Below are 21,389 nucleotides of genomic sequence, written 5' to 3' on the forward strand. Positions count from 1 at the left end.
ACGAAACACAACTCTGAAAAGGCGAAGGAGTAAATTACAGGGCTCTTTGCAGCCGTGCGCAGAAAAACCCGTCCGTGCCGGTCAGGCCGGGGCTGAGGGTCAAGCCGCCCGTTTCACTTTCCACCGGCTTATGCGCAGTTCCGAAGCGGGCCTGCCACCGGGGCATCAGCGGCACCGCCGAAAATTCCGGGTGCCGGGCGACGAAGGCCGCGATCTGGTTCTGGTTTTCCTCCGGCAGGATGGAGCAGGTCACGTAGATAAGCTCGCCCCCGGGGCGCACATGCCGTGCGGCGTCGGCAAGCGCCTCCGCCTGCTGGTCGATCCGCTCCTGAAGATTGCGCGGGGTCAGCCGCCACTTCGTGTCCGGGCGGCGGCGCCAGGTGCCGGTTCCGGTGCAGGGCGCATCCACCAGCACCTTGTCCATCCGGCCCTCCAGCTTCTGCAGGGCTTCGGGCCGGTCATGCACCTGCACATTGTGGGTGCCGGCGCGCTTCAGCCGCTCGATGATCGGCGCCAGCCGCTTGCGGTCGGCATCGAAGGCATGCACCTGACCCTTGTTGTTCATCGCCGCCGCCATGGCGAGCGTCTTGCCGCCGCCACCGGCGCAAAAATCCAGCACCTGCTCGCCCTCGCCCGCCTCCACCAGATCGGCGACCAGTTGCGAACCTTCGTCCTGCACTTCGAACCAGCCCTTTTGAAAGGCAAGCTCCGCCGTCACGTTCGGCAGCCGCGAGGGACCTTCGCCGGGCGCAATGCGAATACCGTTCGGCGCAATCGGCGCCGGCTCGGCACCGGATCGCTCCAGCGCCTTGATCACCTTGTCGCGGGTGGATTTCAGCGTATTGGCCCTGAGATCGAGGCTGGGCCGCTCGCACAGCGCCTGGGCCTCCTTGAGCCAGCCCGCACCGAAAGCCGCCTCCAGCGACGGCTCCACCCAATCGGGCACATCGCCCTGCACGAAAAGCGGCGCATCGGCAAGGCTGCGGCTGGAAAAGGCGGCAAGGCGGGCCTCGCCCAAGGGTTCGGGCGCGAAACTGTCTCCTTCCAGCGCCGCGGCCAGTGCTTCCGGCGTATAGCCCCATTGCCGCAGCAGCACGCCATAGGCCAGAGCCGCAGGACTATCATCGTCCAGCAGGAAAGCGTGGGAGAGTTTCATCCGCAGCGCGTCATAGACAATATTGCCGATGGCGGCGCGGTCGCCGGAACCGGCGAAGCGATGCGAAAGCCCCCAATCCTTCAGGGCATCCGCCACGGGACGGCGGCGGGTCTCTATATCCGCCAGAATATCAATGGCACCACTCAGCCTGCCGCCCAATCGCATGTCCGTCTCCTTGGCTCTCCGTCATGGCCGCCGTGGTACCGGCGAATGACTGAAAGGGCAAGCCCGTGTCGATTTTGGGCGTTTCCGGACGGAAAATGGGATTCCGCTTTTCCCGGACATCTTCTGGAGGCGGCAAGCAGTGGTCAGCCTATCAGTTCGTAGCACACCTTGGCTGTGCCGCTGCCGATCATGCCGATATCGGCGGCGGCGGCCTTGGAGAGATCCAGCACCCGGCCATGGGTGTAAGGGCCGCGATCATTGATGCGCACCACGACCGTGCGGCCATTGTTGCGGTTGGTCACCTTCACCTTCGAGCCGAAAGGCAGCGACTTATGCGCAGCCGTCAGCGTGGTGGGGTTCATGCGTTCGCCGGAGGCCGTTCTGGAGCCCAGGGCATACCAGGAGGCGCCGCCACAGGTTGTGCCTGCAAAAGCCGTGAATGGAGTAAGGCCCAGAACGGTTGCAATGGACACAGCCGTCATGATGGAACCTGCTTTCTTCGCCAAGTCTTCGCTTCCCTTGTCATATTCAGAGATGAATTTTGCGCGGGACGGCTTAAGCAGGGCAAAAAATGGCAAAAAAGTGCCAAATGTGTTCACGGAACATTACAGAAGGTAACATTCGTGATTCCGGCTCTGGTTAATGAAAGCTTAAGATCTTAGAAAAATGTTTTTGAATCAAGCAAAAAGCCGGAAGAAATTGGCGCTTCGAATCAGCGAATCAGATCACAAAAAAATTTTGCGTGAGGCGCGAAAACAGCGCCACAAATCCCGCCTCATTTCAGCAGAAATGATGGCAAGGCTAGAATTTTCACAGTGAGAACTGCCATTTTCTAGGAATGAACGTTTAAAACACCTCTTCGTTCCAGCATCCGCTGGCCCATAATTGGGCAAGAGAAACCCGGTAATCGGGAAAGCGGAACTGAAATCCAAGGTTGCATATACGGTCGTTACGGACGCGTTTGTTCTCGCCATAGAAGGAGCGCGCCATGGGCGAAAGCACCGCCGTCTCGAAGGCCTGCTCCGGGGGCGGTTCGACGCCCATCAGCCGCGCGGCCTCGCTCACCACATCCTGCGGCGGGGCCGGCTCATGGTCGGTAATGTTAAAGAGACCGCCTGCCCCGCGTTCGGCCAGAAACACCGTGGCGGCGGCGATATCCTCAACCCGGATGCGATTGAAAACCTGGCCGGGCTTGACCAGACGTTTGGCCGTTCCCTGGGCGAGATTGACGAAGCCGTTGCGGCCCGGCCCGTAAATGCCGGAAAGTCTCAACACGGCCAAAGGAATGTCTGCTCTGGCGGCTGCCTTAAGCCATTGCTGCTCGGCCTCTACCCGCTCCAGCGAGCGCTGCGACACCGGCTTGCAGGGCGTATCCTCATCCACCCAGGCGCCGTCATGGTCGCCATAGACGCCGACGGTGGAGAGATAGGCCGCCCAATGCAGGCGCGGCATCAGCGCCATGGGGTTTGCCCCCGTCAGCCGCATCAGCGGATCGCCGTCGGGACCGGGCGCGATGGATTGCACCAGATGCGTGGCCGAGGCGAGCGCGGATTCCACCTCGCGTGACAAGGCCTCCCCGGTAAAGACCAGCGGCGTGATACCCAGCGCCTTCAGCGCCTCTGCCTTGGCTTCAGAGCGCGTCGTGCCGTAAACGGTCTGCCCCTTGGCGGCAAAGGCCCGGCCAATCGCCTTGCCGGAATAGCCTGCTCCGAAAATCACCAGCGTCATGTCACTCTCCTGCGGCCTGCCATTCCAAAACAACATCGGCATCCTCCTCGCCCTTCGCAAGGGCGGCAAGCGCCTGAAAATCCTGTGGCGGCATCAGCCGCGACAAGGCCCAGACCGCCATGCCACGCACCTCGGGAGCAGGATCGGCAAGGAGGCTCCGGCAGGCAGGCACGAATTCCGGCAGACCGGAATTGCCGGCGGCTATCAGCACATTGCGCACAAACCGCGCCCGCCCGATCCGCTTGACCGGCGACCCGCTGAAATGGGCGCGAAAGGCCGCATCATCGAGCCCGAGGAAAAAGGCAATGTCGGGGGCGGTGAGATCGGGCCGCGCCTGAAGCTTAATCTCCCGCGCCTCTCGGGCAAACTTGTTCCACGGACAGGCGGCCAGACAGTCGTCGCAGCCATAGATGCGATTGCCAAAGGCCGGGCGCAGCGCCCTGTCGATCGAGCCCTTGTGTTCGATGGTCAGATAGGAAATGCAGCGACGGGCATCGATCTGGTAGGGCGCGGGAAAGGCCGCTGTCGGGCAGGCATCGAGACAGGCGCGGCAGGAGCCGCAATGATCGCGCTCCGCCTCATCGAGGCTGAGATCCGCCGTGGTGAAAAGACTGCCGAGAAACAGCCAGGAACCGAACTCCCGGCTGACGAGATTGGTATGCTTGCCCTGCCAGCCCAGCCCTGCCGCCGCCGCCAGCGGCTTTTCCATCACCGGCGCGGTATCGACGAAGACCTTCACATCCTCCCCCGCCCGCGCCGCAAACCGGGTGGCGACCTCCTTCAACCGTCCCTTGATCAGGTCGTGATAGTCGCGATTGCGCGCATAAACGGAGATAGCCGCCTTGTCGGTCTGCGCCTGCAAGGCACGGGGATCGCTTTCCGGCCCGTAATTCATGCCAAACAGCACGATGCTGCGCACATCCGCCCACAAGACCCGCGGATCGGCGCGGCGCGCCTCGGTTTCGGCCATCCACTCCATGGTGCCGTGCCGTCCGGCCTCCAGAAACTGCCGCAGCCGGGCAGGCGCCTCGGGGATGGCATCGGGCGCGGTGATCCGGCAGAGATCGAAACCCTTATTCGCCGCCTCCTGCCGCAGAAATTCCGTCAGCGTCCGCCGCCGTTCCGCCTGCTTGTCCCGGGGCAGCCGCTCAGCCATGCCCTTATCCGTCAGAAATCAAGGTCCGCATAATGCGAAACCGGGGTGAGGCCGCGCACCCGCTCAGCCAGCAGCGGACGGAAGCACGGGCGCGATTTCAGCCGCTGATACCAATCCTTGGCAATCGGCGCTTCCGACCAGTCGATTTCGCCGAGATAATCCAGCACCGAGACGGCAGCCCCGGCCGCGAGATCGCCATAGCTCAGGCGATCACCCGCCAGCCAGGTGCGCGATCCGGCAAGCCAGCTCAGATATTTCATATGCTGGCGAATATTGCCGCGCGCCGTACGCAGGATTTTCGAATCCGGCGCACCGCCGCCCAGACCATTCGGGATCTGCAGCTTGAAGACCCGTTCGCGCGCCAGGGGTCGCGTCACATCCTGCTCCATCTTTTGCAGGAACCAGTCCACCAGACGGCGGATTTCGGCGCGCTGGAAGGGATCTTCCGCCAGAAGCCGCCGGTCGCGCTTCAAGACGCCATGGGTTTCGTCCAGGAATTCGGAGATGACGGTGGCGCCGCACAGCGTACGCATATTGTCATCCACATAGACCGGCAGCGTGCCTGCCGGATTGAGATTGAGGAATTCCCGGCGCTTCTCCCAGGTCTGCTCCTCCACCAGATCGACCTGATAACCGTATTCGGACAGAATGAGCCGCACGAAGCGCGACGCCGTCGACATGGGATGATGATAAAGAGTGGACATGGTTTTCTTTTAAGTCTTCTTGGCGCAATGGCATGCGGAGGGGGCGAAACGTTTGGATTCGTTTAAAGCATTTCCAGGAAAAGTGGAAACCGGTTTTCCGTTCGGAAATGCGTGAAAACAAAGAGCTTCCGTCATACAAGCGAATCGCCTCGTTTGTCATCCAAAGACAGGCGCTATCCAGCAAGGAAGGTTGACCTTGGCGGCTTAGACCGCCACAAATCCTCTGATTTCAAGGGGAACTGCCGAATCGCTCCCAAGAGGGGAAGCTTTGGTGCGCACCCGCCCTCATTCTGTCAAAGACCACCTCCCAGGGATTCTTCATGGAAGCACAATCGATCATCAGCGCGCTCATTCTCGGCCTCATTGAGGGCCTGACCGAATTCATCCCCGTCTCCTCTACCGCACATGTATTGCTGGCCGGGCATTTTCTCGGCTTCCAATCGCCCGGCAATACCTTTGCCGTGCTGATCCAACTCGGCGCCATTCTCGCCATTCTCTCGGTTTACGCTCACAAGCTCATCACCGTGGCGCTGGCGCTGCCGAGCGACGTGCGCAGCCGCCGCTTCGTGCTGTCCGTCCTGGTCGCCTTCCTGCCGGCCGCCGTGATCGGCGCGCTGATCCACGATTTCATCAAGGACGTGCTGTTTGAAACGCCGATGCTGATCTGCATCATGCTGATCGTCGGCGGTATCATTCTGCTGCTGGTGGACCGGATGACGCTGACGCCGCGCTACACCGACGCCATGGATTATCCGCTGCCGCTGGCCTTCAAGATCGGCCTTTTCCAGTGCCTTGCGATGATCCCCGGCACCTCGCGTTCAGGCTCCACCATTGTCGGCGCACTGCTCATGGGCACGGACAAGCGTTCGGCGGCGGAATTTTCCTTTTTCCTCGCCATGCCAACGATGCTCGGCGCCTTCGTGCTGGATCTCTACAAGAACCGCAATGCGCTGAGCTTCGATGACAGCATGCTGATTGTCATCGGCTTCATCGCCGCCTTCTTCTCGGCGCTGATCGTGGTGCGCGGCCTACTCAATTTCGTCAGCCGCCGCGGCTATGCGCCCTTTGCCTGGTGGCGCATCATCGTCGGCATCGTCGGCCTGATCGGCCTTGTCTTCGTGAAGTAAAAACGTCCTGCCATAAAAAAGCGCATCGCAGCCTCTGCGATGCGCTCGATTTTCTAACTGCCTCACCCCCGAAAGAGTGTGCAGACCACACTCACTTCGTCGAAGACGGCGTGATCGACGCGGTGCTGCACGGATCGACGCCATAGGCGGGCGAGCAGTTGTTGCCCTTGCGGGCCGCGACGGTGGACGGTGCCATGAAGGAACCGGCGATGACAACCAATGCCGCACACGCAAAAAACAGTGCGATAGACTTGCCCATGAATGACTGACCTCGAAAAATGCAATGGGGTGGGGGCTGGAACACGGTACGGGGTCCGAAGCGCCTTGGCTTGGTGTTTACTCAGGCCCCGTTCGTTCATCAATAGAAGATCTTGCTGAATCCTGCGTTAACGCAAGGATTTATCCGCTGCGTCTTTTGTGCAACGGTGGCACATTTCCTTCACCGCCTGCCCGGCAGGTTGCCCGGGCAGGCGGTGATAGAGAATACTTCAGGCAGCCTTGCCGGAGCGGCTGTACTGGCCGTGCGGACGGTAATGCACGAGATAGGCAGGCAGAATGCCGGCCAGCGGCGTCGGGCGAATGCCGAGACCCTCGAGCGTGCGGCCTTCTGCCTTGGCGGCATCGGAGACCACATTATCCTTCTTCAGCAGCACGACCTGATCCGCCGTCAGCGGCGGTGTGATCAGCGGAATGGCGGAGGCCACGCCGCCGATGAAGGAGGCAAGCCCGAAGGGCAGCGAGATGAGCGGCTTCTTGCGGTCCACCACCTTCAGCATCTCCTCCAGACATTCGCGGAAGGTCAGCACTTCCGGGCCGCCCAGTTCATAGATGCCGGGGGCAACCGAACCTTCGACCGCGCGGGCCACGGCTTCGGCCACGTCTTCCACGAAGACCGGCTGAAAGCGGGTCTTGCCGCCGCCGATCAGCGGCAGGAAGGGGGCCGTGCGCGACATGGCGGCGAACTTGTTGAAAAAGCCGTCTTCCGGCCCGAAAACGATGGAGGGGCGCAGGATGATTGCCTCCGGCAGCACCTGCAGCACGCCCTGTTCACCCCGTCCCTTGCTGGCGCCATAGGCGGAGGGGGAACCGACATCGGCACCGATGGCCGAGATATGGACGAGCCCCGCCCCGGCACCCTTGGCGGCTTCGGCTACGGCGCGCGCACCGAAATCCTGCACGGCATCGAACTTGTTGCGGCCTGCCTCGAAGAGAATGCCGACGCAATTGACCACGAAGGAAGCGCCTTCCACAGCCTTCCGGACGCTATCGGGATAGCGCAGATTGGCCTGGGCCAGCGAAATCTGCCCGACATTGCCGAGCGGCAGCACAAAGCCGGCGAGATCAGGGCGGCGCACGGCCACCCGCACGCGATAACCGCGGCGCGACAGCGCCCGCACGACATGCCTGCCGACAAAACCGGAGCCCCCGAAAACGGTTACAAGCGGCGGGATGGTGGCGAGTGTCATGACAGAGGCTCCTGCACAGGGAAGAATGACCAGAGAATGGCCTGCTTTCTATCCGAATTGCCGAACAAGGTGAAGCAGAAACAGCGCCGCAACCCCGGCTGATCCGGACGGCATGCAGGCAGGGTTAGACAACAGCCTCGATGAGAACAATCTCGCCATCGGCCACTTCCTGGCGGATTTTCACCGCGGCCTGATATTCCGGCGAGTTGTAGCAATCCACGGCAGCCTGAAAGGAGGGAAATTCGATGACCACGTTGCGGGCCCGGGCCTCCCCTTCCAGCGCCTCCGTCTTGCCGCCACGCGCCAGGAAGACCGCGCCAAAACGTTCGAAGGCCGGTTTTGCGGTGGAGATATAGTCCTTGTAGCGCTCCGGCTCCCGAACATCGACACGCGCGATCCAATAAGCCTTGGCCATGAAAACACCTCTTTCGCTCAGCACACAACGACATCACCGGCAAGATCGGTCTGAGACCGATGCAGGCGTCCGGTGCACCATAGAGTGTTTCCAGGAAAAGTGGAATCCGGTTTCCCCACCGGAAATGCGTAAAAACAAAGATTTAGAGCGCTTGATAAGGAATCGGGAGAACGGCATTCGCATTGCAGCAATATCATGAGTATAGTCCGGGCAGTTCCGCCCCCCTCCCGGATCCGGCCCTTTCGCAACAGGTCAGACACGCCATGCACGCTTTGCCGCCAGCCGCCTTTCCCCATCCAGCCGAACCCGGCAATACCGGCGCAAGCCTGCGCTTTTCGTCTCAACGGCTTTATGCGGCAGGCCTTCCTATCGGTGTGATTCTGGCGTTTGTCGGTGGCTTTGCCTTATCTTCCGCCCATGCCGCCCCGACGCGCCCGGGCGCGGTCAAGACCTGTGGCCCCGAGGTCTATGAAGCGCTCCGGGAAGCCCCGGACGATCCCGCCGACAGCGTGACGCTGGATTGCGTGGCAAACCTCACCGCAGAGGATGTGGTGATGAAGGACATCGTGCTGGAAGGCGCGCGCGCCAGTGGCGCGGGCCTCGATTGCCATGGCGGCATCATCGGCATTCCGGGCCACCTGCCCAAGGGCGCACCGCCCACCATTTCCATTCGGTCTCTGCCGGAAGAAGATGGCGGCTGGAGTGTGCCGCGTGACATTCATATCCGCAACTGCAAGGTCTACGGGACAATCCAGATCATGGGCATGGGCCCGAACGGCGAGGCGGAAGAGGTGCGCCAGTCATCGCTCTCGCAAGGCCATACCCAGCGCGCCCAGGCGGCGGCCCCTTCTCATATCCTGCTTGAAAACCTGACCATCGTCGCGGATGGCCCCATACCGCTCTATATCGCGCCGGGCGTCACCCATGTGGAGATCAATCACTCCACCTTGACCGGCCACACCAAGGGCACGGCCATCTATCTGGATGCGGAATCGGGCCATAACAGCATCATCGCCAACCGTTTCGAACTTGGCACGCGAAACCGCGAAATGATTGCCGTCGACGGCTCCGCGCACAATGTGATCACCGGCAATACCTTCATCGATGCCGGCAATGGCGGCATTTTCCTGTACCGCAATTGCGGCGAGGGCGGCACGATCCGGCATCAGACACCGCAGCATAACCAGATCAGCGACAACCATTTCCTCTATCGCGATGCGGTGAAGCCGCGCCCGGCAGTGTGGCTCGGCTCCAAGGAAATCTGGCGGGCGCTCTATTGCTATCAGGACCCGTCGCTTCCCTTCGGCAGCGGTGCGGACAATCGCAGCTTCGCGGATTTCAACACCGTGACCGGCAATGAGATTACCGGCGCCGATCAAGACATGATCCGCGATTCCGGCGCCTCCAACACGGTCAGCGATAACCGGATGAAGCCTTAGGGTGTGTGGACATTCGGCTTTGGGCGTGGCGAAAACGGTGATTTTCGAGAACCGGAGCGGAGTGTACTTGAGTACATGAGCACCGGAAGCGCAGGAAATCGCCGTTTGCAGCCCGCTCAAGGGCGAATGTCCACACACCCTAGAGCGCTTTTCGATCTGATTAAATCAGATCGAAAAGCGCTTAGAATTAAACTCAATCGGGACGGGCGTTAAAAAGCCCCCTGCATCTCCGAGAGGATAGCGCGGGCTGCGGCCAGCGGATCGGGCGCCTTGACGACGGGACGGCCAACGACCAGATGGCTGGAGCCGGCAGCAAGCGCTTCTGCAGGCGTCATCACCCGCTTCTGGTCGCCCTTGTCCGCGCCTGCCGGGCGAATGCCGGGCGTCACCACCGCAAGATCCGGTCCGACGATGGCGCGCACGGCGGCGGCTTCTTCGGCCGAGCAGACGATACCGCCCATGCCGATGGCGCGGGCCTGATCGGCGCGCTTCAGCACCAGTGCCCGGGCATCGGCCTGATAGCCTGCGTCCACCAGATCCTGGCTGTCCATCGAGGTCAGCACCGTCACGCCCAGCAGGCAAAGGCCGGACCCCTGGGCCGCCTCGACCGCCGCCTTCATGGCCTTGGGATAGGCGTGGATCGTCAGCATGGTCATGCCCATGCGCACGATGTTTTCCACCGCCGAATGCACGGTGTTGTCGATATCGAGCAGCTTCATGTCCAGAAAGACCTGCTTGCCGTCCTTGGCCAGGTCACGGGCAAATTCCAGGCCTCCTGCAAAGGTCAGCTGGTAACCGATCTTGTAGAAGCGAACCTCTTCCCCCAGTTGAGCCACCAGCTTTTCCGCGTCGGCCACGGTGGGTACATCCAGACCGACGATCAAACGGTTCCGCGCCTGCATTCAAAGCTCCCTCTTGTGAATGGCAGGCTGTCCTCAGGCAAAAAGCAAGAGGCCTGCCTTTTCGATGGGCGTCCAGTCGCATGCCGGACGCAAATCCGCAAGGGCGAAGGCGAAGAGATTGCCTCCACCCGCAGGCTGATCCTCCAACCGACTGATAGGGCGCCCGAGAAGCGCGCATTTCAGCAATGTGCCGACGCCGCCGTGACCGATGAAGGCAAGCGGAAGAGCCGGATCGTGATGCTCCAGCACGCCTTGAACGGCCCGCACGATCCGCATCTGGGCCGCCTCTGCCGTTTCCCAGCCGCGAAAGCTCTCATTTGGGTGGGTAAAGAATTGATCCGCCGCCGCCTCGAAAGCCTCGGGCGGCAGAAAGCCGGTGGCGGAACGGTCATTCTCATGCATGCCCGCCACGATCTCAGGCCGCACGCCGCAGGCGCGGCCAAAAATCTCCGCGGTTTCGATGGCTTTCGTCTCGTCGCTGGTGACGATACGGCCAAGGCGCATCACCCAATCCTGCCGCATCGCCTTAAAACACCTCTGCCGTCCCCGCTCGGAAAGCCCCCATTGCGGCACCGGCACCTGCGGATCGATCCTGACCTGGGGATGGGTGATGTAGAGGCCGAACATCTCAAGTGTTTCCAGGAAAAGTGTTATTGCGGTTTTCCGTCCGGAAACACGCAAAACAAAACCAGAGTGTTTCCAGGAAAAGTGTTGTTACGGTTTTCCGTCCGGAAACACGGAAAAAACGTCAGGTCCGGCGATAGATCCAGAGCTGGGCAGGCGGCAGGTTGCGTACCATGAAATCCAGATGCTGTATGTGATAGCTGCCGCCCTTGGCAATCACCGGCGACACTGGCCCGTAGGAGATCTGCACCACCGGCCGGCCGCGTGGGATGCGGTCCAGCAGATCCTCCACCAACCGGATGCGCTGCTCCATCGGAAAGCTCAGAAGCGGCACGGCGGAAATCACGCTGTCAAAGGTCACGCCAGACAACGCCCCCAGCGTCTTGTCCAGATCGAAGGCATCGCCGTGGATGAAATTGACCCCCGGATAGCTGGCCTTGAGATGACGATAGAAATCGGCGGAATACTCGACGGAGACCAGTTTTTCCGGCTGAACGCCATGTGCCAGAATGGCCTTGGTGATCGCCCCCGTGCCCGGCCCAAGCTCCAGAACCGGCAGGCCGGAGCCCGTGTCGATGACGCTCGCCATGCGGCGCGCGGTGAAGATCGATGTTGGCGCAATGGCGCCCACCGCCTTCGGGCCCTGCATCATGCCCTTGAAAAAGCGGATCTCCTCATCGAATTTCTGCTCCAGCCGCCGCTTGAGGTTGAACTTCATCGGCCATTTCCTCCACGCATTTCCGTTTGCGCCAATCCTTGGTGCGTGCGCGGCATGTTGGCGTCATTTCACTGAAAAACAAGAGGCAAAGGGGCATGGTAACAAAAAATAAACCAGCGAATCGGTGGCGATTCGCTGGCTAAACAACCTACAGGCGCGCGCGGTCAAACGCGCATGGGCATCAGAACGTAAAGCGCATCATCGCCTGCGGTATCGCGGATCAAGGTCGGCGATCCGGCATCCGCCAGCAGGAAGATCGCATCATCGCCGGAAAGCTGTGCAGTGATGTCCAACAGATACTTGGCGTTGAAGCCAATCTCCATCGCATCGCTCTCATAGCCAACGGCAATCTCTTCCGTCGCACTGCCGGAATCAGGATTGTTGACGGTCAGCGTCAGATGGCCATCGTTGAGCGCAAGCTTCACCGCACGGCCCCGCTCGGAGGAAATGGTGGACACGCGGTCGACAGCCTGGGCGAAGCCCTGGCAATCCACCCGCATTTCCTTGTCATTGGCGGTCGGGATGACCCGCTGGTAATCCGGGAAGGTACCGTCGATCAGCTTCGAGGTCATGACGATCTCGCCGATGGTGAAGCGGATCTTGGCATCGGACACTTCGATGGAAACGACGAGATCGGGATTGTCCACCAGCTTCTGCAATTCTCCCACCGTCTTGCGGGGAATGATGATGCCGGGCATGCCCTCGGAGCCGGACGGCGCTTCCACATCGGCCCGCGCCAGACGGTGACCGTCAGTTGCGACAGCTCTCAGCTTCAACGCGCCGCCGGCTTCGATCGTGTGCAGATAGATGCCGTTCAGGTAGTAGCGGGTCTCTTCCGTCGAGATCGCAAACTGGGTGCGGTCGATCAGCATCTTCAGGTCGGAAGCCTTCAGCTTGAAGGAATGGCTGAAGCTTCCGGCGGTGAGATCGGGAAAATCCGCTTCCGGCAGGCATTGCAGCGAGAATTTCGAACGCCCGGAAGCGACCGTCATGCTGGAGCCGTCCGGATTGGTGGAGAGCAGCACTTCCGCGCCGTCGGAGAGCTTGCGGACGATTTCATAGAGCAGATGCGCCGGAACCGTTGTGGCGCCTGCCTGTTCCACCATGGCCGCCGTGCCTTCGATCACTTCGAGATCGAGGTCGGTCGCCTTCATGGCAAGGGTGTTGCCTTCGGCGCGCAGCAACACGTTGGACAGGATCGGAATGGTGTTGCGCCGTTCGACGACCCGGTGAACGTGATTGAGGGATTTCAGGAGGTTGGACCGTTCAAGAGTAATACGCATCGACGCTGCCACTTTCGACCTTGGTGATCCTCGGGCGGATCGGTTCTGCTGTTCCGGCCACGTGCGGACCGGAGAATGGGACCGGCAAAATGGCAGGAAAAGGCGGCGAAAAGCAAGACCTTCGGCGAAAAGCAAGGCCGTGCGGAGATGTTTTCCCCCATGCCCACACCTTGCAGCCGGGCTGCGCTTGGTTCTATGACCATATCTCATCCACAGGAATGCACCGTGACCGAACCCGATACCAAGGCCCCAAGACCCCCGCGCAGTTACCGGCTGAATGACAGTCCGGTGCAGGCGCGCCCGCTGGAAGCGGCGCTCTATCTCGTTGCAACGCCGATCGGCAATCTCGGCGACATCACGCTGAGAGCGCTGGAAGTGCTGGCGGGCGCCGATGTCCTGGCCTGCGAGGATACCCGCGTCACCCGCGTGCTGCTGGATCGCTACGGCATCGCCACCCGTCCCTATGCCTATCACGAGCACAATGCCGCCGAGGTGGGGCCAAAGCTGATCGAAGCGCTCGCCGCAGGCAAATCCGTGGCGCTGGTCTCCGATGCCGGCACGCCGCTGGTCTCCGATCCTGGTTACCGCCTGGCGCAGCTGGCCATCGAGGCCGGGCTGAAGGTGGTGCCGCTGCCCGGTCCATCCGCGCCGCTCGCAGCCCTTGTCGGCTCCGGCCTGCCGAATGACGCCTTCCTGTTTGCAGGCTTCCTGCCGACCAAGGACAAGGCGCGGCGCGACGTGCTGACAGCATGGGCAGAAACACCCGCCACGCTGATCTTCTTCGAAAGCCCGCATCGCATCGGCGCGACCCTTGCCGCCGCCTGCGATGTGCTGGGCGGCGAACGGCCAGCCTGCGTCTGCCGGGAACTGACGAAAACCTTCGAGGAATTCCGCCGCGGTACGCTGGCCGAGCTTTCCGCCTTCTATGACGACGACCGGCAGGTGAAGGGCGAAATCGTGCTGGTCATCGGCCCGCCCGCCGCACCCGCCGCCCCTGCGGCGGAAGATGTGGATGCCTTGCTGATGATGCTTGCCGCCACCCTGCCCGCACCCAAGGCGGCGGCGGAGGCGGCACGCCAAACCGGGCTTGCGCGCAAAGACCTCTACCAGCGCCTGCTGGAGCTGAAATCCGACCGATGAGAGGCAAGAACCCGCAGAACCGGCGCAAACAGGCCGAGCGGCGGGGCCGTCTCGCCGAATGGCTGGCCGTGCTCTTCCTGCTGCTGAAGGGCCACCGCATTCTGGCGCTGCGCCATCGCAACCGCTTCGGCGAGGTGGATATCATTGCCCGCAAGGGCGATCTGATCGTGCTGGTGGAGGTCAAGGCCCGCGCCTCGGAACGGCTGGGCGTGGATGCGGTAAGCCATGACAGCCAGCGCCGCATCCGTGCCGCCGGTGATGCCTGGCTATCCAGACGCAGCGATGCTCACAGGCTTTCCATCCGCTGCGACATCGTCGTCGTCTTGCCGGGGCGCTGGCCCCAGCATTTCAAGGATGCATTCTGACTTTGCTTTATATGTCAGAGGGCTTTTCGATCCTCGTTTCACTCCGGTCGGATTATGCCCTAAAGGCCGCGTCTCTGCCCCGCACGCAACGCATTGCGCAGCTGGTAAAGCGTTGCCAGCGGCTCGGGGAAGGGTTTGCGCAGAAAGGCGATCTTGCGCACATAGCGCTCGATGCGCCACGTCGCCCAGGTTCCACCCTTGAAATAGGCGATGTCACCGGCGGTCAAAAGCCGCCTCTCGCCATCCTCACCCGTCACCTCCACCGCGCCTTCCTGGATGACGACCGTCTCGTCCCAGCCGAAATACCAGCGGAAGGTGCCGGCGGTGCATTCCCACACCGCCGTCGTGCCCGCCTCGTCATCGCTGCGGGAATGGTCTCCCACCCGCGCCTGCGGATTGCCATCGATGATCCAGTCCGGATTGATCGGCGCAGGCTTCATCTCCAGCCGGTTGGCCGGAGCAGAAACAATGGCCTTTTCCACCTGACGCCGTGGCGCAACAAGCAGCAGCCCGGCAAGAAGCAATTTGATCGGCATGACGTCCCCCAGTAATCCTGTTGAACCTACAGGGGACGGCTTTTCGTCAGGTTAATACCCGATCCTGCATTTTAAGCGATGGAGACGCCACCATCCAGAAGGCTTTCCGCCACGGCAAGATCGACACCCGGAACAGCAGGATCGAAACGCCGTCCGTCACGGTCGAAGAAATGCATCTTCCGCGGCTCGAAGCTCAGTACCATCTCGTCGGCAAGCTCTGCCTCCACCGGCAGCGAGGCTGTCAGCGCCTGCGTGCCGATGCGGCCATGGACGAGGCGCGTCGCACCGAGTTCCTCGACATAATCCAGACGGAAAGGCAGGCGCGGCAGGCCGTCGCGCGCCTCGAACAGATCTTCGGCCCGAAGACCGATGGTGACTTCGCCGGAATGGTTGGGGTCGGTCGGAAAGGTCAGGCTGGTCGGCCAGATCGACAGGCGATTGCCCTCGATGCGGCCCTTGATCAGGTTCATGGCCGGGGAGCCGATGAAGCTCGCCACGAAGGTGGTGGCCGGACGGTGATAGACCTGAAGCGGCGTGCCGATCTGCTCGATGCGCCCGCCGCTCAGCACCACCAGCCGGTCGGCCAGCGTCATCGCTTCCAACTGGTCATGGGTGACGTAAAGCGATGTCGTGCCCAGACGCCGTTGCAGCTTGCGGATTTCACCCCGCATGGAGACGCGCAGCTTGGCATCGAGGTTTGACAGCGGCTCATCGAACAGGAAGGCGGCAGGCTTGCGCACAATGGCGCGGCCCATGGCGACACGCTGGCGCTGGCCGCCCGAGAGCGCGCGCGGCTTGCGGTCCAGATAGGGTTCGAGTTCCAGCATGCGGGCGGCTTCCGCCACACGCGCCTCGATCTCCGCCTTTGGCGTCTTCCGGTTCTTCAGCCCATAGGCCATGTTCTGCCGCACCGTCATATGCGGATAGAGCGCGTAATTCTGGAAGACCATGGCGATATCCCGGTCGGCGGGCTCGACGGTGTTGACCACCCGGTCGCCGATGCGCACCGTGCCTTCGGAAATGCTTTCCAGCCCCGCCACCATGCGCAGCAGCGTGGACTTGCCGCAACCGGAGGGGCCGACCAGCACGATGAATTCGCCGTCGTTGATCTGGATATCGACGCCGCTGACGGCCTTGACGCCACCATCATAGAGTTTCGAGACCTGGTTGATGTCGATGGATGCCATGACCGGCTCCTTACTTGTCGGTTTCGGTGAGGCCCTTGATGAACCAGCTCTGGAACACCACCACGATCAGCACGGGCGGCAAGAGCGCCAGCACGGCCATGGCAAAGGCTTCGTTGTAATCGGGGATCTGCGCGCCGACCCAGACCTGCAGGATCTGCTTGATGCCGCGCATCAGGGTGAAGAAGCTTTCATCCGTGGTCATCAGCATGGGCCAAAGATACTGGTTCCAGCCATAAACGAACATGATGATGAAGACGGCGGCGATCATGGTGCGCGACAGCGGGATCAGGATGTCGATGAAGAACTTGAAGGGGCCTGCGCCATCGATGCGGGCCGCCTCCAGCAATTCCTCCGGTACCGACTTGAAGAACTGCCGGAAGAAAAAGGTGCCGGTGGCAGAGGCCAGCAATGGCAGAATGAGCCCGGTATAGGTGTTGAGCAGGTGCAACTCGCTCATCACCTGATAGGAGGGCATGATGCGCACTTCGAGCGGCAGAAGCAGCGTGGTGAAGATCATCCAGAAGGCAAGCGTTGCAAAGCGGAAGCGGAAATAGACGATGGCATAGGCCGCCATCATCGACAGCACGATCTTGCCGATGGCAAAGCCCAAGCCCAGGATCAACGAATTCAGCATCATGCTGAGCCCCGTCACCGTTCCGTTGAAGCCGGTCTGGGCAAACAGCACCTTGCTGTAGGTTTCGGTGAAATGGCCGCCGGGGGTCAGCATCAGCCCCTTCTGGTGGATTTCCGCCGCCGTATGGGTCGAGGTGGTGAAGGCCACGATGATCGGCGACAACATCAGCAGGCAGCCGACGATCAGAATGAGATGGTCGAAGAATTTCGTCTTGTACATGGCATCAACCGTAATGAACGCGGCGCTCGATGAAGCGGAACTGGATCATGGTCAGCACCATAACGACGATCATCAGAATGACCGATTGCGCCGAGGAGGAGCCGAGGTCATTGCCCCGGAAACCATCGGTATAGACCTTATAGACCAGGGTGATGGGGTTATCGGCGGGCTTGTCCTTCACGATCACGTCGATCACCCCGAAGGTGTCGAACAGCGAATAGGTCATGTTGATGACCAGCAAAAAGAAGGCCGTGGGGGTGAGGAGCGGCAGGATGACCGTAAAGAAACGGCGTGGACCAGAGCGGCAATCGAGAACCGCCGCCTCCCGCACCGAGGCCGGAATGCTCTGCAAGCCGGACAGGAAGAAGATGAAATTATAGGGAATCTGGTTCCACACCGCGATCACCACCATGGCAAAGGCCGTGTCGAAATAATTGAGCCCGAGCTTCATGTCCCAGCCGAACAGGGCGACCAGTTTCACGAAGGGGCCGATATGCTGATCGAACAGCATGGAGCCGATCAGTCCCGCCACCGGCGGCGCAATGGCATAGACCACGATCAGGATGGTCTTGTAGGTGGATTGGCCCCGGATCACCGCATCCGCCTTGACCGCCAGCGTCAGCCCGATGGCCAGCACCAGAAAGGTGACGATCACGCTGAAACACACTGTAAAGAGCGCGATGCGCTGGTATTCGGATGAGGCGAGCATATCGGTGTAGTTGGAAAGACCGGCAAAGGTCGAACCGAATCCGAAAGGGTCCTCGATGAAGAAAGACGAACGGATGGCCTGCGCCGCCGGCCAGTAGAAAAAGACGACGACAATGCAAAGCTGCGGCAGCAGAAACAGATAGGGCAGGAATTTCGATTCGAACTGAACGCGCTTCATGGCCTTTTCCTTATGGAGGATCCCGGAGGCGCGGCTTGGCGCCTCCGGGTCATGAGGGTATCAGGACAGGCGATCAGCCGGCGGTCTTGGCGAAGCGGGCCAGAAGCTCGTCGGCTTCCTTCTTGATCGTTTCCATGGCGGCCTTCGGCGTGGTCTCGCCGGAGAAGATCTTGTTGTATTCACGCTCCATCACGGAACGGATCTGCGGGTAGAAGCCCATGCGGTAGCCCTTGTCCCACTCGCCGCCCGGCAGCGACAGCTGCTTGATGCCGACCTCGGCCACCGGCTCCTTGTCGTAGTAGCCTTCCTTCTTGGCCAGTTCGTAGGCAGCCTTGGTGATGGCCACATAGCCGGTGGACTGGTGGTAGAACTTCTGGATGTCCGGCGAGGTCAGGAAGTTGAAGAAGGCAGCGGTGCACTTGTTTTCGGCATCCGACTTGCCCGACATGGCAAAGAGCGCCGCGCCGCCGATGAAGGAATGCACGCCCGCACCCTTGATGGAGCCCCAATAGGGCAGGAAATCCGCCGAGAAGGGAACGGTCGCCGTCTTCTTCAGCCCGCCGAAGGAGCCGGAGGAGCCGATCCAGAGCGCAGCCTTGCCGTCTTCGAACACCTTCTGGTTATCGTTCCAGGCAGCACCGTAATAGCCGAAATAGCCCTGATCCTTCCAGGCCTTCAGCTTTTCATACATCATGACATGGTTCGGATCGGTGACGTTGATGACCGTGTCCTTGATGCTGTCATAGCCGTTGTTGTTGGACGCGAACTGGATATTGTTGCGCGAGAAGAAATTCTCGGTGAACTGCCAGGTCAGCTGCGACTGAACGAGCGGAATATAGCCGGCTTCCTTCAGCTTCGGCGCAATCTTCTCGAAGTCTTCCCAGGTCTTCGGCGCCTCCACACCGGCCTTCTTCAGGGCATCGGTGTTGATATACATGATCGGCGCCGAGGAATTGAACGGCATGCCGACAAACTTGCCGGTGTTGTCCGCATAGAAATACTTCACGCCTTCGATGAAGGCATCGCGGTCAAATTTGTAGCCGGCTTTGGTGATCAGGTCTTCCGCCGGAATGACCGCGCCCTTGGCATTGATGATCGTGGCGGCACCAGCATCGAAAACCTGGAGAATGTTCGGCTGCTGGCCAGAACGGAAGGCAGCGATCCCGGCGGCCAGGGCCTCTTCATAGGAACCCTTGGAGGTGGGCGTCAGGGCGCATTCGCTCTGGGCGGCGTTGAACTTCTGGGCAACCTCGTTGATCACCTCGCCATTGCGCCCGCCCATGCCGTGCCACCAGGTAATATTGGTGGCCGCAAAAGACGAGGTGGCCGATACGCTCACGGCAAGCGCCGCCATCGAAAGCTTCTTGAACATGGTTTGATCCTCTCCACCGGAACTGGGGTGAGCCAAGCCATTAGTGAGCCAAGATGACAGTGAGTTGAACGTTTTATGACGGAATCATTACATGATTGCTTACCGAAATACTTGGAAAACCCGTCAATGCAAAGGGGTACCCGACCCTAGGAATTTCTTCAGCAAAAAGGCTGCACATATCGGTGATCTCCTCTCTTTCTCCCTTCGTCCCCATTTTGTTTCGATTTTACAACCTGATGCAACTTTTCCTCGCATTCAGGTCAATTTTGTTCCACTCTTGTTCTTGTTCTTCCGATTTTTTCGTGGCATGGTTGCCATCTCTCGCAGGGGTTGCGAGGCGTTGAACGCGATCTGAAAACAGGGCTGGGGAACGACATGGTGGCGCGGGTAAGTACGGTGGCCTTTCAGGGCATTGAAGGCGTGCCGGTGGATGTTCAGGTCATGGTGGCCCCCGGCAAGATCGGCATGCAGATCGTCGGCCTGCCCGACAAGGCAGTGGCCGAGAGCCGGGAGCGGGTGCAGGCGGCACTGCATGCGTCCGGGCTGGCGCTGCCGCCCAAACGCGTGACCATCAATCTCGCGCCCGCCGACCTGCCGAAGGAAGGCTCGCATTTCGATCTTGCCATCGCCCTTGGCCTGATGGCCGCGCTGGAGGCGATCCCGGCGGATGCGCTCTCCGGCTATCTGGTGATCGGCGAACTCAACCTGGATGGCACGATTGCCGCCGTGGCGGGCGCCTTGCCCGCCGCCATGGCCGCCAATGCTCTCGATAAGGGCCTGATCTGCCCCGCCGATTGCGGGCCGGAAGCGGCCTGGGCCGGGTCGGAGATCGACATTCTCGCCCCCCGCAGCCTGATTGCGCTGGCCAATCATTTTCGCGGCACCCAGGTTCTGAGCCGTCCGCAGCCCGCCTCGCGGATGTTGCCCGGCAACCTGCCGGACCTTGCCGACATCAAGGGCCAGGAAAGCGCCAAACGGGCACTGGAGGTGGCTGCCGCCGGCGGCCATAACCTGCTTATGGTCGGCCCGCCGGGATCGGGAAAATCGATGCTGGCCGCGCGCCTGCCCTCCATCCTGCCGCCGCTGGCCCCGGCGGAACTGCTGGAAGTCTCCATGGTCCACTCCATTGCCGGCCAGCTTTCCGGCGGGCGGCTGTCCGACCGGCGGCCGTTTCGCACTCCGCATCATTCCGCCACCATGGCAGCGCTGGTGGGCGGCGGCATGCGCGCCAAACCGGGCGAGGCTTCGCTGGCGCATCATGGCGTGCTTTTCCTGGATGAGTTTCCCGAATTCACGCCCCAGGTGCTGGATGCGCTCCGTCAGCCGCTGGAGACCGGCGAATGCATCATTGCGCGGGCCAATCACCGTGTCTCCTATCCGGCGAAATTCCAGCTGGTCGCGGCCATGAACCCCTGCCGCTGCGGCATGGCGGGCGAACCCGGCCATAGCTGCGCCCGCGGGCCGCGCTGCGTTAGCGATTATCAGGCCCGCATTTCCGGGCCGCTGATGGACCGTATCGATATTCGCATCGACGTTCCCGCCGTCTCCGCGATCGATCTGATCAAGCCGATGGCGGCGGAAAGAAGCGCCGATGTCGCCCAACGCGTGGCACGCGCCCGGCAAAGACAGCTGGACCGGCTTCTGGCTCTCGGCGCGACCGGGGTGTCCACCAATGCCGCCTGCTCTACAGCGCTGATCGAAAAGATCGCCGCGCCCGATGCGGCGGGCCTGCAATTGCTCAGGGATGCTGCGGAAAAGTTCAAATTCTCGGCGCGTGCCTATCATCGCGTTCTGAAAGTGGCACGTACCCTTGCGGATCTCGACGGCAAGGAAACCTTGAGCCGCATGCATCTGGCCGAAGCGATTTCCTACCGCATTCCTGCGGAACGCCTGTCTGCGGCGGCCTGATGGTTTATCAAACAAAAAAGTCGTCACGGCAGGAGGCGGCGCCGTGACGACTTTCTTAAAAGGTGGACAAAGGCCCGGAGAGGGGGATAAGGCCTTTGTCCTCAAGTCTGAAGCGGCGGGGGACGAGCCGACTGTCAGACCGCGACGCTCTCGTTGCGCCGGTGATTAGTAAATGCGCCCCCAAATGTGTCTTTTCAAGGGAGGTTAGATTACAATGCGGTAAGCTTTTCGTGATGACAGCGAAAAATCATCACTTTCT

22 protein-coding genes are annotated in these 21,389 nt (G+C 61.2%); 5 read left to right on the top strand and 17 right to left on the bottom strand.

What is annotated here, in order from left to right:
- Positions 1-34 precede the first annotated feature (34 nt).
- The 5 genes from QO005_RS08355 to QO005_RS08375 all read right to left on the bottom strand — a co-directional run bounded on the left by QO005_RS08355 (position 35) and on the right by QO005_RS08375 (position 4,909).
- On the bottom strand, positions 35-1,321 hold the full coding sequence (locus QO005_RS08355) for an RsmB/NOP family class I SAM-dependent RNA methyltransferase (protein WP_307157539.1): 1,287 nt from the start codon (positions 1,319-1,321) through the stop codon (positions 35-37).
- 143 nt (positions 1,322-1,464) lie between these two features.
- On the bottom strand, positions 1,465-1,827 hold the full coding sequence (locus tag QO005_RS08360; RefSeq protein WP_370878026.1) for a septal ring lytic transglycosylase RlpA family protein: 363 nt from the start codon (positions 1,825-1,827) through the stop codon (positions 1,465-1,467).
- A 340-nt stretch (positions 1,828-2,167) separates the two neighbouring features.
- Entirely contained in the window at positions 2,168-3,049 is an 882-nt protein-coding gene (locus QO005_RS08365; RefSeq protein ID WP_307157540.1) for an SDR family oxidoreductase, read from the bottom strand.
- Between the two features lies 1 nt (position 3,050).
- Positions 3,051-4,205, bottom strand: coding sequence for a tRNA epoxyqueuosine(34) reductase QueG (gene queG, locus QO005_RS08370; RefSeq protein ID WP_307157541.1), 1,155 nt, complete (start codon positions 4,203-4,205; stop codon positions 3,051-3,053).
- 11 nt (positions 4,206-4,216) lie between these two features.
- On the bottom strand, positions 4,217-4,909 hold the full coding sequence (locus QO005_RS08375; protein WP_307157542.1) for a glutathione S-transferase family protein: 693 nt from the start codon (positions 4,907-4,909) through the stop codon (positions 4,217-4,219).
- A gap of 320 nt (positions 4,910-5,229) precedes the next feature.
- On the opposite strand from QO005_RS08375, the gene QO005_RS08380 reads away from it, so the two are divergent.
- Positions 5,230-6,036 carry an undecaprenyl-diphosphate phosphatase gene (locus QO005_RS08380; protein ID WP_307157543.1) on the top strand — a complete coding sequence of 269 codons (807 nt, stop codon included), beginning with the start codon at positions 5,230-5,232 and terminating at the stop codon, positions 6,034-6,036.
- Between the two features lie 91 nt (positions 6,037-6,127).
- Here QO005_RS08380 and QO005_RS08385 read toward each other — a convergent pair whose 3' ends face one another.
- The 3 genes from QO005_RS08385 to QO005_RS08395 all read right to left on the bottom strand — a co-directional run bounded on the left by QO005_RS08385 (position 6,128) and on the right by QO005_RS08395 (position 7,917).
- On the bottom strand, positions 6,128-6,295 hold the full coding sequence (locus tag QO005_RS08385) for a hypothetical protein (RefSeq protein WP_307157544.1): 168 nt from the start codon (positions 6,293-6,295) through the stop codon (positions 6,128-6,130).
- 229 nt (positions 6,296-6,524) lie between these two features.
- A complete protein-coding gene (locus QO005_RS08390; protein WP_307157545.1) occupies positions 6,525-7,502 on the bottom strand; it encodes a complex I NDUFA9 subunit family protein in 978 nt (325 codons plus the stop codon).
- A 124-nt stretch (positions 7,503-7,626) separates the two neighbouring features.
- A complete protein-coding gene (locus QO005_RS08395; protein WP_307157546.1) occupies positions 7,627-7,917 on the bottom strand; it encodes a DUF1330 domain-containing protein in 291 nt (96 codons plus the stop codon).
- A 263-nt stretch (positions 7,918-8,180) separates the two neighbouring features.
- Between QO005_RS08395 and QO005_RS08400 the strand changes: the two genes are divergently transcribed.
- Positions 8,181-9,356: a right-handed parallel beta-helix repeat-containing protein gene (locus QO005_RS08400; RefSeq protein ID WP_307157547.1), complete on the top strand. Its 1,176-nt coding sequence runs from the start codon at positions 8,181-8,183 to the stop codon at positions 9,354-9,356.
- Positions 9,357-9,565: 209 nt separating this feature from the next.
- Here the strand turns inward: QO005_RS08400 and pyrF are convergent, their stop codons facing one another.
- The 4 genes from pyrF to dnaN all read right to left on the bottom strand — a co-directional run bounded on the left by pyrF (position 9,566) and on the right by dnaN (position 12,883).
- Positions 9,566-10,258, bottom strand: coding sequence for an orotidine-5'-phosphate decarboxylase (gene pyrF, locus QO005_RS08405; RefSeq protein WP_307157548.1), 693 nt, complete (start codon positions 10,256-10,258; stop codon positions 9,566-9,568).
- A gap of 33 nt (positions 10,259-10,291) precedes the next feature.
- A complete protein-coding gene (locus tag QO005_RS08410) occupies positions 10,292-10,885 on the bottom strand; it encodes a histidine phosphatase family protein (protein WP_307157549.1) in 594 nt (197 codons plus the stop codon).
- 121 nt (positions 10,886-11,006) lie between these two features.
- Positions 11,007-11,600 carry a phospholipid N-methyltransferase PmtA gene (gene pmtA / locus QO005_RS08415; protein ID WP_307157550.1) on the bottom strand — a complete coding sequence of 198 codons (594 nt, stop codon included), beginning with the start codon at positions 11,598-11,600 and terminating at the stop codon, positions 11,007-11,009.
- A gap of 164 nt (positions 11,601-11,764) precedes the next feature.
- Positions 11,765-12,883, bottom strand: coding sequence for a DNA polymerase III subunit beta (gene dnaN / locus QO005_RS08420; protein ID WP_307157551.1), 1,119 nt, complete (start codon positions 12,881-12,883; stop codon positions 11,765-11,767).
- Positions 12,884-13,030: 147 nt separating this feature from the next.
- Here dnaN and rsmI point away from each other — a divergent pair, with 147 nt between their 5' ends.
- Both rsmI and QO005_RS08430 read left to right on the top strand, forming a co-directional pair.
- Positions 13,031-14,023, top strand: a complete 993-nt coding sequence (gene rsmI / locus QO005_RS08425; protein ID WP_370878035.1) for a 16S rRNA (cytidine(1402)-2'-O)-methyltransferase — start codon at positions 13,031-13,033, stop codon at positions 14,021-14,023.
- Positions 14,020-14,388: a YraN family protein gene (locus QO005_RS08430; protein WP_307157553.1), complete on the top strand. Its 369-nt coding sequence runs from the start codon at positions 14,020-14,022 to the stop codon at positions 14,386-14,388. Before rsmI ends, QO005_RS08430 begins: the two co-directional genes overlap by 4 nt.
- A 59-nt stretch (positions 14,389-14,447) precedes the next feature.
- On the opposite strand, the gene QO005_RS08435 is transcribed toward QO005_RS08430, so the two are convergent.
- The 5 genes from QO005_RS08435 to QO005_RS08455 all read right to left on the bottom strand — a co-directional run bounded on the left by QO005_RS08435 (position 14,448) and on the right by QO005_RS08455 (position 19,222).
- A complete protein-coding gene (locus QO005_RS08435; RefSeq protein WP_307157554.1) occupies positions 14,448-14,924 on the bottom strand; it encodes a cupin domain-containing protein in 477 nt (158 codons plus the stop codon).
- Between the two features lie 71 nt (positions 14,925-14,995).
- Positions 14,996-16,111 carry a sn-glycerol-3-phosphate import ATP-binding protein UgpC gene (locus QO005_RS08440; RefSeq protein ID WP_307157555.1) on the bottom strand — a complete coding sequence of 372 codons (1,116 nt, stop codon included), beginning with the start codon at positions 16,109-16,111 and terminating at the stop codon, positions 14,996-14,998.
- A gap of 10 nt (positions 16,112-16,121) precedes the next feature.
- Positions 16,122-16,964 carry a sn-glycerol-3-phosphate ABC transporter permease UgpE gene (ugpE, locus tag QO005_RS08445; RefSeq protein WP_307157556.1) on the bottom strand — a complete coding sequence of 281 codons (843 nt, stop codon included), beginning with the start codon at positions 16,962-16,964 and terminating at the stop codon, positions 16,122-16,124.
- A gap of 4 nt (positions 16,965-16,968) precedes the next feature.
- Positions 16,969-17,850, bottom strand: coding sequence for an ABC transporter permease subunit (locus tag QO005_RS08450; RefSeq protein ID WP_307157557.1), 882 nt, complete (start codon positions 17,848-17,850; stop codon positions 16,969-16,971).
- Between the two features lie 73 nt (positions 17,851-17,923).
- On the bottom strand, positions 17,924-19,222 hold the full coding sequence (locus QO005_RS08455) for an extracellular solute-binding protein (protein WP_307157558.1): 1,299 nt from the start codon (positions 19,220-19,222) through the stop codon (positions 17,924-17,926).
- Positions 19,223-19,597: 375 nt separating this feature from the next.
- On the opposite strand from QO005_RS08455, the gene QO005_RS08460 reads away from it, so the two are divergent.
- The gene (locus QO005_RS08460; protein ID WP_307157559.1) at positions 19,598-21,130 is read left to right on the top strand and encodes a YifB family Mg chelatase-like AAA ATPase; all 1,533 of its coding nucleotides are present in this window, start codon (positions 19,598-19,600) and stop codon (positions 21,128-21,130) included.
- The last annotated feature ends 259 nt before the right edge of the window (positions 21,131-21,389 follow it).

The sequence above is a fragment of the Allorhizobium paknamense genome, from assembly GCF_030815125.1.
Taxonomy (GTDB): Bacteria; Pseudomonadota; Alphaproteobacteria; order Rhizobiales; family Rhizobiaceae; genus Allorhizobium; species Allorhizobium paknamense.

Coding starts and splice junctions, on each gene's coding strand:
- QO005_RS08400 (WP_307157547.1), top strand. CDS start 8,181: ATGCACGCTTTGCCGCCAGCCGCCTTTCCCCATCCAGCCGAACCCGGC.
- QO005_RS08410 (WP_307157549.1), bottom strand. CDS start 10,885: ATGTTCGGCCTCTACATCACCCATCCCCAGGTCAGGATCGATCCGCAG.
- QO005_RS08380 (WP_307157543.1), top strand. CDS start 5,230: ATGGAAGCACAATCGATCATCAGCGCGCTCATTCTCGGCCTCATTGAG.
- QO005_RS08390 (WP_307157545.1), bottom strand. CDS start 7,502: ATGACACTCGCCACCATCCCGCCGCTTGTAACCGTTTTCGGGGGCTCC.
- QO005_RS08455 (WP_307157558.1), bottom strand. CDS start 19,222: ATGTTCAAGAAGCTTTCGATGGCGGCGCTTGCCGTGAGCGTATCGGCC.
- pmtA (WP_307157550.1), bottom strand. CDS start 11,600: ATGAAGTTCAACCTCAAGCGGCGGCTGGAGCAGAAATTCGATGAGGAG.
- ugpE (WP_307157556.1), bottom strand. CDS start 16,964: ATGTACAAGACGAAATTCTTCGACCATCTCATTCTGATCGTCGGCTGC.
- pyrF (WP_307157548.1), bottom strand. CDS start 10,258: ATGCAGGCGCGGAACCGTTTGATCGTCGGTCTGGATGTACCCACCGTG.
- QO005_RS08375 (WP_307157542.1), bottom strand. CDS start 4,909: ATGTCCACTCTTTATCATCATCCCATGTCGACGGCGTCGCGCTTCGTG.
- QO005_RS08440 (WP_307157555.1), bottom strand. CDS start 16,111: ATGGCATCCATCGACATCAACCAGGTCTCGAAACTCTATGATGGTGGC.
- rsmI (WP_370878035.1), top strand. CDS start 13,031: ATGTTTTCCCCCATGCCCACACCTTGCAGCCGGGCTGCGCTTGGTTCT.
- QO005_RS08365 (WP_307157540.1), bottom strand. CDS start 3,049: ATGACGCTGGTGATTTTCGGAGCAGGCTATTCCGGCAAGGCGATTGGC.
- QO005_RS08450 (WP_307157557.1), bottom strand. CDS start 17,850: ATGAAGCGCGTTCAGTTCGAATCGAAATTCCTGCCCTATCTGTTTCTG.
- queG (WP_307157541.1), bottom strand. CDS start 4,205: ATGGCTGAGCGGCTGCCCCGGGACAAGCAGGCGGAACGGCGGCGGACG.
- QO005_RS08435 (WP_307157554.1), bottom strand. CDS start 14,924: ATGCCGATCAAATTGCTTCTTGCCGGGCTGCTGCTTGTTGCGCCACGG.
- QO005_RS08355 (WP_307157539.1), bottom strand. CDS start 1,321: ATGCGATTGGGCGGCAGGCTGAGTGGTGCCATTGATATTCTGGCGGAT.
- QO005_RS08395 (WP_307157546.1), bottom strand. CDS start 7,917: ATGGCCAAGGCTTATTGGATCGCGCGTGTCGATGTTCGGGAGCCGGAG.
- QO005_RS08460 (WP_307157559.1), top strand. CDS start 19,598: ATGGTGGCGCGGGTAAGTACGGTGGCCTTTCAGGGCATTGAAGGCGTG.
- QO005_RS08430 (WP_307157553.1), top strand. CDS start 14,020: ATGAGAGGCAAGAACCCGCAGAACCGGCGCAAACAGGCCGAGCGGCGG.
- QO005_RS08385 (WP_307157544.1), bottom strand. CDS start 6,295: ATGGGCAAGTCTATCGCACTGTTTTTTGCGTGTGCGGCATTGGTTGTC.
- dnaN (WP_307157551.1), bottom strand. CDS start 12,883: ATGCGTATTACTCTTGAACGGTCCAACCTCCTGAAATCCCTCAATCAC.